This is a genomic window from Rathayibacter sp. AY1C6, assembly GCF_002931535.1.
Taxonomy (GTDB): Bacteria; Actinomycetota; Actinomycetes; order Actinomycetales; family Microbacteriaceae; genus Rathayibacter.
Window position 1 is genome coordinate 103,743 of record NZ_PSWC01000005.1, and the last position, 15,505, is coordinate 119,247.

The following is a 15,505-nucleotide window of genomic DNA, read 5'->3' on the forward strand; positions in this document are numbered from 1 at the left end:
CGCTCGCGTCAGCCGAGGATCTCGGCGAGGAACATGCCGGTGTGGCTGCCCTCGACCTTCGCCACGTGCTCGGGGGTGCCCACCGCGACCACCTGTCCGCCGCCGGCGCCGCCCTCGGGACCCATGTCGATCAGCCAGTCGGCCGACTTGATGACGTCGAGGTTGTGCTCGATGGTGATCACCGTGTTGCCCTTGTCGACCAGGCCGTTGAGGACGAGGAGGAGCTTGCGGACGTCCTCGAAGTGCAGGCCCGTCGTCGGCTCGTCGAGCACGTAGACGCTGCGGCCGTTGGAGCGGCGCTGGAGCTCGGTCGCCAGCTTGACGCGCTGCGCCTCGCCGCCGGAGAGCGTGGTCGCGCTCTGCCCGAGGCGGACGTAGCCGAGGCCCACCTCCACCAGCGTGCGGAGGAAGCGGTGGATCGCCGTGATGGGCTCGAAGAAGTCGGCCGCCTCGGCGATCGGCATGTCGAGCACCTCGGCGATGTTCTTGCCCTTGTAGTGCACGGTCAGGGTGTCGCGGTTGTAGCGCGCTCCCCCGCAGACCTCGCACGCGACGTAGACGTCGGGCAGGAAGTTCATCTCGATCTTTATGGTGCCGTCGCCCGAGCAGGCCTCGCAGCGGCCGCCCTTGACGTTGAAGCTGAAGCGGCCGGGCAGGTACCCCCGCGCCTTCGCCTCGGTGGTCTCGGCGAAGAGGTTGCGGATGCGGTCGAACACGCCCGTGTAGGTGGCGGGGTTCGAGCGCGGCGTGCGGCCGATCGGATTCTGGTCGACGTGCACGACCTTGTCGAGGTTCTCGAGGCCGGTGACGCGCGTGTGCTTGCCCGGCACCTTGCGGGCGCCGTTGAGCTGGTTGGCGAGCACGCGGTAGAGGATGTCGTTCACGAGGGTGCTCTTGCCGGAGCCGGAGACCCCGGTGACCGCGACGAACGTGCCGAGCGGGAACTCCGCGTCGACCTTGCGGAGGTTGTTGGCGTTCGCCCCGACGACCTTGATCATCCGCTTGCGGTCGATCTTCCGCCGCTTCTTCGGGACCTCGATCGCCTTGCGGCCCGAGACGTAGTCGCCGGTGAGCGAGTGGGTGTTCTCGAGCAGCGACTCGTAGGAGCCGGAGTGCACGACCTTGCCGCCGTTGACCCCGGCGCCCGGGCCGATGTCGACGATCCAGTCGGCGGTGCGGATGGTGTCCTCGTCGTGCTCGACCACGATCAGCGTGTTGCCCAGGTCGCGCAGCTTGATGAGGGTGTCGATCAGGCGGCGGTTGTCGCGCTGGTGCAGGCCGATGCTCGGCTCGTCGAGCACGTAGAGCACGCCGGTCAGCCCGGAGCCGATCTGGGTCGCCAGGCGGATGCGCTGCGCCTCGCCGCCCGACAGGGAGGCGGCGGCGCGCGAGAGGTTGAGGTAGTTGAGCCCGACCTCGATGAGGAAGTCGATGCGCGCGCGGATCTCGCGCAGCACCTGCGCGGCGATGTGCGCCTCGCGGTCGGTCAGCTCGAGCCGGCTCATGAAGTCCTGGGCGTCGCCGAGGCTGAGGTCGGCCACGTCCGCGATGCTCGCCCCGTGCACGAGCACGGCGAGCACCTCGGGCTTGAGGCGGGAGCCCTTGCACACGGGGCAGGGCACCTCGCGGAGGAACTCGGACCAGCGGGTGCGCTGGACGTCGGTCTCGGCCTGGACGAACTGGCGCTCGATGTAGGGCACGACGCCCTCGAAGCCCGAGGTGTAGCTCATCTCGCGGCCGTAGCGGTTCTTCCACTTGACCTTGACCTCGAAGTTGTCGCCGTGGAGGACGGCCTGCTGCACCTCGGTGCTGAGGCGCTTCCACGGGGTGGTGAGCGTGAAGCCGAGGTCGCGGGAGAGGCCGTCGAGCAGCTTCTCGTAGTACTGGAACAAGCCCTTGCCCTGGGTGGTCCAGGGGATGATGACGCCCTCGGCGATGCTCAGGTCGGGGTCGCCGAGCAGCAGCTCGTCGTCGACCGACATGCGCGTGCCGAGGCCCGAGCACTCCGGGCAGGCGCCGAAGGGCGCGTTGAAAGAGAAGGTCCGCGGCTCGATCTCGGTCAGCGAGATCGGGTGGTTGTTGGGGCAGGACAGCTTCTCGGAGTAGGTGGTCCAGGCGCCGTCGCCCTCGCCGTCGACGTAGTTGATCTGCACGATGCCGTCAGTGAGCCGCAGGGCCGTCTCGAGCGAGTCGGTGAGGCGCCCGAGGATGTCGGGGCCGGCCACGAGCCGGTCGACCACGACGGAGATGTCGTGCTTGTACTGCTTCTTGAGCACCGGCGGCTCGCTCAGCTGGACGAGCTTCCCGTCCACCATGGCGCGGGAGTAGCCGCCCGCGGTCAGCTCCTTGAAGAGGTCGACGAACTCGCCCTTCTTCTGCGAGACGACGGGGCTGAGGATCTGGTAGCGGGTGCCGGTCTCGAGCTCCATCAGCTGGTCGGCGATCTGCTGCACGGTCTGCGCGGAGATCCGCTCGCTGCAGATGGGGCAGTGCGGGACGCCGATGCGCGCCCAGAGCAGACGCATGTAGTCGAAGATCTCGGTGATCGTGCCGACGGTGGAGCGCGGGTTGCGGTTCGTCGACTTCTGGTCGATCGAGACCGCGGGGCTGAGGCCCTCGATGAAGTCGACGTCCGGCCGGTCCACCTGCCCGAGGAACTGGCGGGCGTACGCGGAGAGGGACTCGACGTAGCGCCGCTGGCCCTCCGCGAAGATCGTGTCGAAGGCCAGGGAGGACTTGCCCGAGCCCGAGAGACCGGTGAACACCACCATCGAGTCGCGCGGGATCTCGAGGTCGACGTTCTGCAGGTTGTGCACCCGCGCGCCGCTCACCACCAGCTTCGAGGACGACTCGTCGAGCGAGGAGACGAAGCGGTGGAAGGAGGGAGAGGGGGTGGAGGAGGGGTCCGTAACGGCGTTCAGGATCGACACTCCGAAAGTGTATGCGGAGCCACCGACATCGCCCGTGGCGTTCGCTGGGCGCTGATCCGCGGGCCCCTCCCCTTGCGGATCAGCGCCCCCGATCAGGACAGGTGCCCGGCCTTCTCCATCTGGCGGAGCTCGCGCTTGAGCTCCTGGACCTCGTCCCGCAGCCGGGCCGCGAGCTCGAACTTGAGCTCGCCCGCCGCCTGGAGCATCTGCCCGTTGAGGTCGGAGATGATCGCCTCGAGGTCGTTGCCGCCGTTCGCGGCGAGACCCTGTCGGCGCAGGTTCGGCGTCGGGCTCTTCTTCTTGGCGTCGCGCCCGGCGAGCAGCTTGGCGGTGTCGGCCCCCTCGCGGGCGAGGGCGTCGGTGATGTCGGCGATCTTCTTCCGCAGCGGCGTCGGGTCGATACCGTGGTCGAGGTTGTAGGCGACCTGCTTCTCGCGTCGGCGGTCGGTCTCGTCGATCGCGAGCCGCATCGAGTCCGTCACCTTGTCGGCGTACATGTGGACCTCGCCCGAGACGTTGCGCGCCGCACGGCCGATCGTCTGGATGAGCGACGTGGACGAGCGGAGGAAGCCCTCCTTGTCGGCGTCGAGGATCGCCACGAGCGAGACCTCGGGCAGGTCGAGCCCCTCGCGCAGCAGGTTGATGCCGACCAGGACGTCGTACACGCCCGCTCGCAGCTCCGAGAGGAGCTCGACGCGCCTCAGGGTGTCGACGTCGGAGTGCAGGTAGCGGACCCGGACGCCGGCCTCCGTGAGGAAGTCGGTGAGCTCCTCGGCCATGCGCTTCGTCAGCGTCGTGACGAGCACGCGCTCGTCGCGCTCGGTGCGGCGCTTGATCTCCTCGAGCAGGTCGTCGATCTGGCCCTTCGTCGGCTTGACGACGATCTCGGGATCGATCAGGCCGGTCGGGCGGATGATCTGCTCGACGATGCCGTCGGCGATGCCCATCTCGTAGCGGCCCGGAGTCGCCGAGAGGTAGACGGTCTGGCCGACGCGAGACTTGAACTCCTCCCACTTCAGGGGCCGGTTGTCCATCGCCGAGGGCAGGCGGAAGCCGTGCTCGACCAGCGTGCGCTTGCGGGAGGCGTCGCCCTCGTACATCGCACCGATCTGCGGCACCGTCACGTGCGACTCGTCGATCACGACGAGGAAGTCGTCCGGGAAGTAGTCGAGCAGGCAGTGCGGGGCCTCGCCCGACTCGCGGCCGTCGATGTGGCGGGAGTAGTTCTCGATGCCGGAGCAGAATCCGATCTGCTGCATCATCTCGAGATCGAAGGTCGTGCGCATCCGCAGGCGCTGCGCCTCGAGGAGCTTGTTCTGCTTCTCGAGGTCGGCCAGGCGCACCTCGAGCTCCTGCTGGATGGTGTCGATCGCACGGTGCATGACGTCCTGGCTGGCGACGTAGTGCGAGCCGGGGAAGACCGACACGGAGTCGAGCTTCCGGACGATGTCGCCGGTGAGCGGGTGGAGCGTGTAGAGCGCCTCGATCTCGTCGCCGAACATCTCGATCCGGATCGCGAGCTCCTCGTACATCGGGATGATCTCGATCGTGTCGCCCCGCACCCGGAAGGTGCCGCGGGCGAAGTCGACGTCGTTGCGCGCGTACTGCATTGACACGAACTTGCGGATGAGGCGGTCCCGGTCGACCCGCTGGCCGACCTGGAGCGCCACCATCGCCTCGAGGTACTGCTCGGGCTGGCCGAGGCCGTAGATGCAGGAGACGGTCGACACCACGATCACGTCGCGGCGGCTCAGGAGCGAGTTCGTGGTGGAGTGGCGCAGCCGCTCGACCTCGGCGTTGACCGAGCTGTCCTTCTCGATGAAGGTGTCGGTCTGCGGGACGTAGGCCTCGGGCTGGTAGTAGTCGTAGTACGAGACGAAGTACTCGACGGCGTTGTTGGGGAACAGCTCGCGGAACTCGTTGGCGAGCTGCGCGGCGAGGGTCTTGTTGTGCGCGAGCACGAGCGTGGGGCGCTGCACGGCCTCGACGAGCCAGGCCGTGGTCGCGGACTTGCCGGTCCCGGTGGCGCCCAGCAGGACGACATCGGTCTCGCCGGCGTTGATGCGGGCGCTCAGATCGGCGATCGCGCCGGGCTGGTCCCCGCTCGGCTTGTACTCGCTGATGACCTCGAACGGGTGCACGGCACGGGTTGGCTCCATGGTTCGAAGCGTAGCCGCGACCACCGACACCGGACGGCGCGTGCGCTGGCGGCGAACGGGGGTGCGCTCTCCGGCCGGGCCGCTCGGCCACGAGGGCGGGTGTCCGGGACGGACCGTCAGCGGGCGAGACGCTCCCACAGCGCGTCGGTCCGAGCGAGCGTCTCCTCCAGCGTGCCGGAGGAGTCGATCACGACGTCGGCGAGGGCGAGGCGCTCCTCGTCGCTCGCCTGCGACGAGACCCGCGCACGAGCCTCCTCCTCGGTCAGTCCCCGGAGGGCGACGAGACGCTCGATGCGGAGGTGCTGCGGCGCGTGCACGACGACCACCTCGTCGAACTCCCCCGCTCCACGGCCCTCGGCGAGGAGGGGGACGTCGTAGACGACCACCGCGGCCGGGTCCGCCTCGGCGGCCTCCGCGAACAGCCGCTGCGAGCGGAGCGTCACCGCCGGATGGGTGATCGCATTGAGGTCGGCGCGGGCCGCCGCGTCCGAGAAGACGATCGCGCCGAGCGCCGGGCGGTCGAGCGCGCCGTCCGCGCGGATCACGGACGGGCCGAAGCGCTCAGCGATCGCCGCCAGCGCCGGCTCCCCCGGCTCGACGACCTCGCGCGCGAGGACGTCGGCGTCGACCACCACCGCTCCGTGCTCGGCGAGACGGCGGGCGACGGTGGACTTGCCCGAGGCGATGCCTCCGGTGAGGGCGACGAGATGCACCCGGCCACCCTACCCAGCGCCGTCGCCCGGAACGCCGAACGGCCGGCCCCCGAGGGGACCGGCCGTTCGATGCGATGTGCTCGCGATCAGTTGTTCGAGGACAGCTTCTCGCGGAGCGCGGCGAGCGACTCGTCGTCGGCGAGGGTGCCGCCGGTGGTCGACTCGCTGGTGAAGCCGGCGCCGACCGAGACGCCCTCGGAGACGGTGGCCGCCTCCTCCTGCGACTTGGCCACCTGGGCCTTGTGGGCCTCCCAGCGCGCCTGAGCAGCGGCGTACTCCTGCTCCCAGGCCTCGCGCTGCGACTCGAAGCCCTCGCGCCACTCGTTGGTCTCGGGGTCGAAGCCCTCGGGGTACTTGTAGTTCCCCTGGTCGTCGTACTCCGTGGCCATGCCGTAGAGCGCCGGGTCGAACTCGGTGCCCTCGGGGTCGACGTTCTCGTTCGCCTGCTTGAGCGAGAGGGAGATGCGGCGACGGTCGAGGTCGATGTCGATGACCTTGACGAACACCTCTTCGCCGACCGACACGACCTGCTCGGCGAGCTCGACGTGCTTGCCCGACAGCTCGGAGATGTGGACGAGGCCCTCGATGCCGTCCGCGACGCGGACGAAGGCACCGAACGGGACCAGCTTCGTGACCTTGCCCGGCGCGACCTGTCCGATCGCGTGGGTGCGGGCGAAGACCTGCCACGGGTCCTCCTGGGTCGCCTTGAGCGAGAGCGACACGCGCTCGCGGTCGAGGTCGACCTCGAGGATCTCGACGGTGACCTCCTGGCCCACCTCGACGACCTCGGAGGCGTGCTCGATGTGCTTCCAGGAGAGCTCGGAGACGTGGACGAGACCGTCGACCCCGCCGAGGTCGACGAACGCGCCGAAGTTGACGATCGACGACACGACGCCCTTGCGGACCTGACCCTTGTGCAGGTTGTTCAGGAACGTGGTGCGGCTCTCGGACTGGGTCTGCTCGAGGAGCGCGCGACGCGACAGGACCACGTTGTTGCGGTTCTTGTCGAGCTCGAGGATCTTCGCCTCGATCTCTTGGCCGAGGTACGGCGTGAGGTCGCGGACGCGGCGCAGCTCGATGAGCGAGGCCGGGAGGAAGCCGCGGAGGCCGATGTCGACGATGAGACCGCCCTTGACGACCTCGATGACCGAGCCGGTGACGACGCCGTCCGACTCCTTGATCTTCTCGACGTCGCCCCACGCGCGCTCGTACTGCGCACGCTTCTTGGACAGGATCAGGCGACCCTCCTTGTCCTCCTTCTGGAGGACGAGGGCCTCGACGCTGTCGCCCACGTTGACGACCTCGGAGGGGTCGACGTCGTGCTTGATGGAGAGCTCGCGCGAGGGGATGACGCCCTCGGTCTTGTAGCCGACGTCGAGGAGGACCTCGTCGCGGTCGATCTTCACGACGGTGCCTTCGATGAGGTCTCCGTCGTTGAAGAACTTCAGAGTCTTTTCGACCGCGGCAAGAAAGTCTTCAGCAGACCCGATGTCGTTGATCGCGACCTGCTTGGTTGCCTTGTCGGTCGTTGCGGTTGTCATTAAGGGATGCTCCAGGATGGATGGGTCTCGGGCGGCGGCCGCCCGCGGGCCTCGCGGCTCGGCGGAGTGGTGACCACTGCGGTGGTGAGGGATGTGCCTCCGGCCCGGGAGCCGCGCTCGGCCGGCCGGAGGACCGGCCTTCCTCGCGCGCCGCGGGCACAGCGGCGCCACAGATGTGACACCCCAGCTTAGACGCCCCGGGAGGCGCACGGCAATCTCGCCGCGCCCGTCCAGGCGCGGGTTCCGGAGTCAGCCGGCGAGGGAGGAGCGGAGGGTGTCGAGACCGACGCCGCCGAGGTCGAGCGCCCTCCGGTGGAAGGCCGCGAGCGAGAACGCGGCGCCCTCGCGCGCCTCCGCCTCGTCGCGCAGCTGCTCCCAGATCCGCTGCCCGATCTTGTAGGACGGAGCCTGCCCCGGCCAGCCGAGGTACCGGTTCACCTCGAAGCGCACGAACGCGTCGTCCATGTTCACGTTGGCCCGCATGAAGTCGAGGGCCGACTCGGCGGTCCAGACGGTGCCGGAGCCCGGCATCGGCTTCTGGAGGTGCACGCCGATGTCCAGCACGACGCGCGCCGCGCGCATCCGCTGGCCGTCGAGCATGCCCAGGCGGTCGGCCGGGTCGTCGAGGTAGCCGAAGCGCTCCATCAACCGCTCCGCGTAGAGCGCCCAGCCCTCGGCGTGGCCGGAGGTCCCGGCGAGCTGACGGCGCCAGGTGTTGAGGCGGGCGCGGTTATGGACGGCCTGGCCGATCTGCAGGTGATGGCCCGGGACGCCCTCGTGGTAGACCGTGGTCAGCTCCCGCCAGGTGGCGAACTCGGTGACTCCGGCCGGGACCGACCACCACATCCGCCCCGGGCGCGAGAAGTCGTCGCTCGGACCGGTGTAGTAGATGCCGCCCTCCTGGGTCGGCGCGATCCTGCACTCGAGGCGGCGCACCTCCTCCGGGATGTCGAAGGCGGTGCCGGCGAGCTCGCGGACGGAGCGGTCGCTCGTCTCCTGCATCCAGGCCTGCAGAGCGTCGACGCCGTGCAGAGTGCGGGCCGGGTCCGCCTCGAGGTGGGCGATCGCCTCGGCGACGGAGGCGCCGGGCAGGATCTCGCGCGCGATCGCCTCCTGCTCGGACGTCATGCGGGCCAGCTCCTCGATCCCCCACTCGTAGGTCTCGTCGAGGTCGACGACAGCGCCGAGGAAGCGGCGGGAGTGCAGCGCGTACAGCTCCCGGCCGACGGCGTCCTGCTCGGTCGCGGCGGGGGCGAGCTCGCCCCGGAGGAACTGCGCGAGCGACCCGTAGGCGGCCGAGGCGCGGCGGGCGCCGTCCTCCAGTCGCTGAGCGAGCGACGCGGGCAGGGATCCGGCGGCGGGAGCGGCCTCCGCGGCCAGCTCGGCGAAGAACCCGCGGGGAGCGGCGATCTTCCGCGCCTGCTCGGCGACGAGCTCGACCTGGCGGCGGGCGGGGACCACGCCGGTGCGGATCCCCTCGCGCAGGGTCTCCGCGTAGCCCTCGAGGGCGGCCGGCACGGCCAGCAGCCGCTCGGCGACCGCCTCCCAGTCGGCGACCTCGTCCGTCGGCATCAGGTCGAAGACGTCGCGCAGCTCCTGCGCCGGGGACGCGATCACGTTGAGGTCCCGCAGCGGCAGACCGGCGTCGTGCCCCTCCAGGGAGAGCCGGAGCTCGGCGCCGAGGTCGGCGGCCGTGACGCGGTCGACGTCGTCCACGGGGTCGGCGGCCTCGAGCTCGGCGAGGGCCGAGGCGGTCGCCGCCCGGGCCTGCTCGAGACCGGCCGGCGAGTAGTCGCCCAGACGGCCGTTCGCGCCGCTGCGTCCGATCGCGGTGCCGAGGGTGGGGTCGAGGTCGACGAGCGTGTCGACCCAGCGCTCGGCGACGGCGTCGACGGCGGTGGGCTCGCGGGGGGTGTCGGTGCTCATGCCTCCGAGCCTAGCCAGGCGCTGCGGCCGGCTCAGTGCGCGGCGACGTCCCAGTCGGACCCGTGGCCCACCTGCACCTCGAGCGGGACGCTCAGGTCGGCGGCACCCGCCATCCGGCCGCGTACGACCGCCTCGAGCGGCTCCTCCTCGCCGGGGGCGACGTCGAAGATCAGCTCGTCGTGCACCTGGAGGAGCATCCGCGAGCCGAGCCCCTGCTCGTCGAGGTCGGCCTGCACGCCGATCATCGCGCGCTTCATGATGTCGGCGGCCGAGCCCTGGATCGGCGAGTTGAGTGCCGCCCTCTCGGCGTTGTCGCGGAGGACGCGGTTCGCGCTCTGCAGGTCGGGGAACGGACGCCGGCGTCCGAAGATCGTCTCGGTGTAGCCGGTCTCGCGAGCCTGCTCGACGACGCTGCGGAGGTAGTCGCGCACCGCGCCGAAGCGGACGAAGTAGTCGGTCATCAGCTGCTTCGCCTCGGCGCTCGAGATGCGCAGCTGCTTCGACAGGCCGAAGGCGCTCAGGCCGTAGGCGAGGCCGTACGACATCGCCTTGACCTTGTTGCGCATGGCCGAGGTGACGTCGCCCGGATCGACGCCGAAGATCCGCGATCCGACGAAGCGGTGCAGGTCCTCGCCGGAGTGGAAGGCCTCGATCAGCCCGGCGTCGCCGGAGAGGTGCGCCATGATCCGCATCTCGATCTGCGAGTAGTCGGCGGTGAGGAGGGTGCTCGCCTCCGCTCCGTGGACGAAGGCGGTGCGGATGCGGCGGCCCACCTCGCTGCGGACGGGGATGTTCTGCAGGTTCGGGTCGTTGGAGGAGATGCGGCCGGTGGCCGTGCCGGTCTGGTCGTAGCTGGTGTGGATCCGGCCGTCGGCGGTGACCGACTTCTCGAGCGTCTCGATGATCTGCTTGAGCTTGGTCGCGTCGCGGTGCTCGAGGAGCAGCCCGAGGAACGGGTGCGGGTGCGACTCCTGCAGGTCTGCGAGGGCGGAGGCGTCGGTGGTGTAGCCCGTCTTCGTGGCCCGGGTGCGCGGCATGTCGAGCTCCTCGAAGAGGACCTGCTGCAGCTGCTTGGGCGAGCCGAGGTTCATCTCGTGGCCGATCTCGGCGAACGCGCGGCTCGCGAGGTCGGCGGCCGAGACGGTCAGCTCGGCGCGGAGGCGCGCCAGCACGTCGGCGTCGATCGCGACGCCGGTGAGCTCCATCGTCGCGAGGACCTGGACGATCGGCAGCTCGATGTCGACGAGCACCGAGAGCATCCCCTCGCCCAGCCGCTCGCGCAGCGGAGCGACGAGCCGGTACGCGTACCAGGCCTCGGTGGCGGGCCCCATCGGCTCGACGGTGGGGACCAGCTGGTTCGGGTCGCCCTGCGCCATGGTCTCGTCGAGGTGCTGCGCGACCTGCGCCGCGAGCGTGGCCGGATGCCCGGTGGGCTGCACCAGCCAGGAGGCGACGCGGGTGTCGAACGCGAGCCCCGCGACGGGGAGTCCGGCCCTCTGCAGCGCCTTGATCTGGGGCTTCGCGTCGGCGAAGTACTTGGGGGCGGGCCCGGCCAGCCACTGCTCGAGCGCGGTGTAGTCGGGCCGCTCGGCGGCCCACGGGACGAACGCCGTCTCCTTCTCGACCGCGAGGCCGACGCCCTCGAGCCCGCCGGCTCCGAGCAGGACCTGCACGGCGACGGGCGCGGTGCCCTTCGCCGACACGCGGTCGAGCCAGTGCGCGAGCTCCTCGTCGACCAGGGTGCGGACGGCGGGTGCGGAGGTCGTGACCACGTCGCCCGCCAGGGCCGCGGCAGCGCCGTCGACGCCCTCCTCCGCGGCGATCGTGAGGACCCGCTCCTGCAGGGTCTTGAACTCGAGGCGGCTGAAGATCTCGCGGACCGCGTCGGGATCGATCGGACGGCGCGTCAGATCGTGCGGCCCGAGGGGGAGCTCGACGTCCGTCACCAGCCGGTTGAGGCGGCGGTTGCGGAGCGCGTTCTCCTTCTGCTCGCGCAGCTTCTCGCCGACCACGCCCTTGATCTCGTCGGCGTGGGCGATGATGTCGGCGACCGTGCCGTACTGGTTGACCCACTTCGCGGCCGTCTTGGGGCCGACCTTGTCGACGCCGGGCAGGTTGTCGCTGGTCTCGCCGACGAGCGCGGCGATCTCGGGGTACTGGTGCGGCTCGACGCCGTACTTCTCGAAGACCTTGTCGCGGTCGTAGCGGGTGAGCTGCGAGACGCCCTGGGTGGAGGGGTAGAGCAGGGTGACGTCCGGGGTCACCAGCTGGATGGTGTCGCGATCGCCCGAGACGACCAGCACGCGGAAGCCGGCCTCGGCCCCCTGGCGCGCGAGCGTCGCGAGGATGTCGTCGGCCTCGAAGTCCTCCTTCGAGACGGTCCGGATGTTCATGGCGTGCAGCGCCTCCTCGAGGAGGGGGACCTGGCCCTTGAACTCGGGCGGCGTCTCGCCGCGGGTGCCCTTGTACTCCGGGTACTCGCGGGTGCGGAACGAGTAGCGGGAGATGTCGAACGCGACGCCGAGGTGGGTCGGCTTCTCGTTCTTCAGCAGCAGGATCAGCATCGAGAGGAAGCCGTGGATGGCGTTCGTGTGCTGGCCCTCGCGGGTCTGGAAGCTGTCGACCGGGAGCGCGTAGAACGCCCGGAACGCCAGGGAATGGCCGTCGACGAGCAGGAGGGTAGGCTGTTCCGGATCTGACACAGGGCCAGACTACACAGCGCCTCCGACACCGGATCGGCCCGCTCGCGCCCGCCGGTCAGGGCCGCTCCGAGGCTCCAGCGCGAGGAGCGACGTGACCGAGCCGACCCCCACCACGACCGCCTGGATCCGCCCGCCCGCGCTCGACCTGGTCGCCGGGATCGGCCGCGGCATGGGCGAGCTCGCCGAGCGGATGGGGATCCTCTGGCACGAGCTCACCCCGCAGCACTCGGTGGCCTCGATGCCCGTCGAGGGCAACCGGCAGCCGGTCGGCATCCTGCACGGCGGCGCGCACGTCGTGCTCGCCGAGTCGATGGGCTCGATCGCGGCGAACGTGCACGCCGGCGCGGGCCGCCTGGCGATGGGCATCGAGCTGAACGCGAGCCACAGCCGGTCGGTCCACTCGGGCTTCGTGATCGCCACCTGCGACGCGATCCACCTGGGCTCCACCCTCACCACCCACGAGATCGTCGTGCGCGACCAGGAGGGGCGCCGCCTCTCCACCGTGCGGATCACCAACATCATCCGCGACGCCCGCTGACGGGAGCGGACGGGTCCCCCTCGCGGGAGCGGAGGGCGACGACCACGCCCAGGACCGCGACCGCCGTCGGGACCGCCCGTGCCTGCGAGCGACAGGGGATCGACCGGTCGGCCGCGCCGCTCGGGCACCCGGCACCGCGGCGAGCGGCACTGTCAAGCGACGGCGCGCGACTGTGCCCGGTGGTGCCCGAAGGGCGACACTGAGCGGATGAGCCTTCGCCATCTCCTCAAGAGCCTCCCGTCCATGCCCTCCGAGCTGCCCTCGTTCGATGCGGAGGCGGCTCCGGCCGATCCTCTCGAGCTGTTCGCGCAGTGGCTCGAGGAGGCGAAGGACGCGGGCCAGCTCCTCCCCCACGGCGCCACGCTCTCCACCGCCTCCGACGACGGCACCGTCTCGGCGCGCGTGCTCGTGCTGCGCGAGATCGACGAGGCGGGCTGGGCGTTCTCCACCCATGCCACCAGCCCCAAGGGACGCGCCATGGAGGAGAACCCGCACGCCGCGCTGACCTTCTTCTGGCCGGTCCAGGGCCGTCAGGTCCGGGTCGAGGGCCGGGTCGAGCGCGCCTCCGCGCAGGAGTCGGCCGACGACTTCCGCCGCCGCTCCGAGGCCGCTCGCACCGCCCTGCTCGTCGGACGCCAGAGCGAGCCGATGCGCAGCGCGCAGGACTTCGGCCTCGTCACGCTCCAGACCAGCGTCGCCGTGGGCTGCTCGCCCGCGACGCTCGACCGGGAGTGGGCCGTCTACCGCGTCGTGCCCGAGCGCATCGAGTTCTGGCAGGGCTCGACCGCGCCGGAGCAGGATCACACCCGTCTCGAGTACCGCCCGGGAACGACGGAGGCGGGCGGCTCCCCGTGGGAGCGCGCCCGCCTCTGGCCCTGAGGCCGTGGGCCCTCGGGCCCGGCCTCGCGCTACGCCTTCTTCGTGCTCAGCTGCTCGATGATCGCCTGCGCGACGTCGTGCATGGTGAGCCGGCGGTCCATGGAGGCCTTCTGGATCCAGCGGAACGCCTCGGGCTCGGTGAGCCCCATCTTCTCGTTGAGCAGGCCCTTGGCGCGGTCGACGAGCTTGCGGGTCTCGAAGCGCTCGACCATGTCGGCGACCTCGGCCTCGAGGGTGAGGATCTGGGCGTACCGCGAGAGGGCGATCTCGATCGCGGGCAGCAGGTCGTTGGGCGTGAAGGGCTTCACGACGTAGGCGAGCGCTCCGGCCTCGCTGGCGCGCTCGACGAGCTCCTTCTGGCTGAAGGCGGTGAGCAGGACGACGGGCGCGATGTGCGCCTTCGAGAGGCGCTCGGCCGCCGAGATGCCGTCGAGCTGGGGCATCTTGACGTCCATGATGACGAGATCGGGGCGCAGCTCGGTGGCGAGGGCCACAGCGGTCTCTCCGTCGCCGGCCTCGCCGACGACCTCGAAGCCGTTGTCGCGGAGGATCTCCACGATGTCGAGGCGGATGAGGGATTCGTCTTCGGCGACGACGACCCGACGGGGTGCGGTCGACGAGGGTTCCTGGTCAGTCACGCCGATGAGCCTACGGTATTCTCGACGGGCTGGTGATGAGCCGGTGTGGCGGAATGGCAGACGCGGGGCACTCAAAATGCTCTGTCCGAGAGGGCTTGTGGGTTCGAGTCCCACCACCGGTACCCGCCTGGTCGCGCGGTGCGCGCCTCCGCTCGCTAGCGTCGTCGGATGAGCACCGACCCCTGGCCCCTGTTCTCGCTGGAGCTGCGCACGCCGCGGCTCGAGCTGCATCCGGTCCGCGACGCCGACCTCGGCCCTCTCGCCGAGGCAGCCCTCGCGGGCGTGCACGAGAGCGGCCGCTCGCCGTTCCCCTCCCCCTGGGCCGAGGCGCCGGCGGAGCGCCTGCCCGGCGAGCTCGCCCGCTTCCACTGGTCGCAGCGCGCGCAGACGACGCGGGAGTCGTGGCGCGTCGCGTTCGCCGTGGTCGAGGACGGCCGGGTCGTCGGCTGCCAGGACGTGGTCGCCGAGTCCTTCGCCGCCACCCGCACCCTGACCTCGGGCTCGTGGCTCACCCGCTCGGCGCAGGGCCGCGGCCTGGGGCGGGAGATGCGCGCCGCCGTCCTCCTCCTCGCCTTCGACCACCTCGGAGCCGAGGTCGCCGAGAGCGCCGCCCTCGCCTGGAACACCCCCTCGATCCGGGTCTCGGAGGCCCTCGGCTACCGGCCGAACGGGACGCACCGGATCGTCGGTCCGGACGGTGCGCCGGTCGAGGAGCTGCGGTTCCGCGTCACGCCGGAGACTTTGGTGCGGCCGGAATGGACGCTGGAGGCCTCGGGGATCGACGCCGCACGAGCGGTCCTCGTCCAGGACCCGCTCGGTCCGCCCTCCCCTGTCTGATTCACCAGAACATCGTGCCCGGCGAGCCCTTGAACGGACCGACCACACGCGAGGTGATCCAGCCGCCGTAGAAGTCGCCCGGCTGCGGCTGGACCGTCTCGCCGTCGACCGTGCAGGAGTCCATCCGGCCGGGGTAGAGGGCGACGGTGTCGACGAGGGCCTCGAAGCCGGCCATCGGCTCGGGGTACGTCCAGCCCGCCGCCTCCGCGACCGCTCCTCCTCCCCCGCGCACGGTGAGGTAGGAGGCCGCGCCCTTGAACTCGCAGATGCTGCGGCCGGGCGCGGGCTCGAGCGCCCCGGGCGCGAACGAGGACACGGGGAGGTAGTAGACGGGAGGGTGGCTCGTCTCGAGGACGCGGAGAGCGTCGCGGGACTCGGCGACGACGACGCCGCCCAGCCGCACGACCACGTGCTCGGTGGTGGTCTCGACCCTCGGGGGTCGCGGGTAGTCCCAGACGGATTCCTGGCCCTCGGCGGGCGGCACGCGCTTCATCCCGCTCACGCTACGCGGCGGGGAGCGATGCTCCGGCGCCTCCCAGAGGATGCCCGGGCGGACGCCGCGGCTCCGCAGATCCCCGCCGCCGGGACGCGCGGGGGCCCCGGTCGCGTAACGTCGTCCCTGCGGCGGAACCCCGAGCCCGC

11 protein-coding genes and 1 tRNA gene are annotated in these 15,505 nt (G+C 70.8%); 4 read left to right on the forward strand and 8 right to left on the reverse strand.

Translation table 11 applies throughout. The features are described 5' to 3' along the window. Positions 1–8: 8 nt before the first annotated feature. From uvrA to polA, 6 genes are all read right to left on the reverse strand, one after another. On the reverse strand, positions 9–2,834 hold the full coding sequence (gene uvrA / locus C5D36_RS05120; RefSeq protein WP_244229661.1) for an excinuclease ABC subunit UvrA: 2,826 nt from the start codon (positions 2,832–2,834) through the stop codon (positions 9–11). A 188-nt stretch (positions 2,835–3,022) separates the two neighbouring features. Then, positions 3,023–5,089, reverse strand: a complete 2,067-nt coding sequence (gene uvrB / locus C5D36_RS05125; RefSeq protein WP_104221901.1) for an excinuclease ABC subunit UvrB — start codon at positions 5,087–5,089, stop codon at positions 3,023–3,025. A 116-nt stretch (positions 5,090–5,205) separates the two neighbouring features. Continuing rightward, entirely contained in the window at positions 5,206–5,802 is a 597-nt protein-coding gene (coaE, locus tag C5D36_RS05130) for a dephospho-CoA kinase (RefSeq protein WP_104221899.1), read from the reverse strand. A gap of 86 nt (positions 5,803–5,888) precedes the next feature. Continuing rightward, on the reverse strand, positions 5,889–7,343 hold the full coding sequence (rpsA, locus tag C5D36_RS05135; RefSeq protein WP_104221897.1) for a 30S ribosomal protein S1: 1,455 nt from the start codon (positions 7,341–7,343) through the stop codon (positions 5,889–5,891). A gap of 249 nt (positions 7,344–7,592) precedes the next feature. Further along, positions 7,593–9,269, reverse strand: a complete 1,677-nt coding sequence (locus C5D36_RS05140) for a DUF885 domain-containing protein (protein WP_104232643.1) — start codon at positions 9,267–9,269, stop codon at positions 7,593–7,595. 32 nt (positions 9,270–9,301) lie between these two features. Further along, positions 9,302–11,971 (reverse strand): DNA polymerase I, encoded by a 2,670-nt coding sequence (polA, locus tag C5D36_RS05145; RefSeq protein ID WP_104295331.1) that lies wholly within the window; start codon positions 11,969–11,971, stop codon positions 9,302–9,304. A 91-nt stretch (positions 11,972–12,062) separates the two neighbouring features. Here polA and C5D36_RS05150 point away from each other — a divergent pair, with 91 nt between their 5' ends. Together C5D36_RS05150 and C5D36_RS05155 are read left to right on the forward strand one after the other, a co-directional pair. Further along, positions 12,063–12,509 (forward strand): PaaI family thioesterase, encoded by a 447-nt coding sequence (locus C5D36_RS05150; protein WP_374953047.1) that lies wholly within the window; start codon positions 12,063–12,065, stop codon positions 12,507–12,509. Between the two features lie 207 nt (positions 12,510–12,716). After that, positions 12,717–13,388: a pyridoxal 5'-phosphate synthase gene (locus tag C5D36_RS05155; RefSeq protein WP_104295332.1), complete on the forward strand. Its 672-nt coding sequence runs from the start codon at positions 12,717–12,719 to the stop codon at positions 13,386–13,388. A gap of 29 nt (positions 13,389–13,417) precedes the next feature. Here C5D36_RS05155 and C5D36_RS05160 read toward each other — a convergent pair whose 3' ends face one another. Then, the gene (locus C5D36_RS05160; RefSeq protein ID WP_104221889.1) at positions 13,418–14,026 is read right to left on the reverse strand and encodes an ANTAR domain-containing response regulator; all 609 of its coding nucleotides are present in this window, start codon (positions 14,024–14,026) and stop codon (positions 13,418–13,420) included. 39 nt (positions 14,027–14,065) lie between these two features. Between C5D36_RS05160 and C5D36_RS05165 the strand changes: the two genes are divergently transcribed. Both C5D36_RS05165 and C5D36_RS05170 read left to right on the forward strand, forming a co-directional pair. After that, positions 14,066–14,148 (forward strand) — tRNA-Leu (locus C5D36_RS05165). Between the two features lie 46 nt (positions 14,149–14,194). After that, positions 14,195–14,863: a GNAT family N-acetyltransferase gene (locus tag C5D36_RS05170; protein ID WP_104295333.1), complete on the forward strand. Its 669-nt coding sequence runs from the start codon at positions 14,195–14,197 to the stop codon at positions 14,861–14,863. A gap of 1 nt (position 14,864) precedes the next feature. Here the strand turns inward: C5D36_RS05170 and C5D36_RS05175 are convergent, their stop codons facing one another. Then, positions 14,865–15,356, reverse strand: a complete 492-nt coding sequence (locus C5D36_RS05175) for a DUF427 domain-containing protein (protein ID WP_104225302.1) — start codon at positions 15,354–15,356, stop codon at positions 14,865–14,867. Positions 15,357–15,505: the final 149 nt, after the last annotated feature.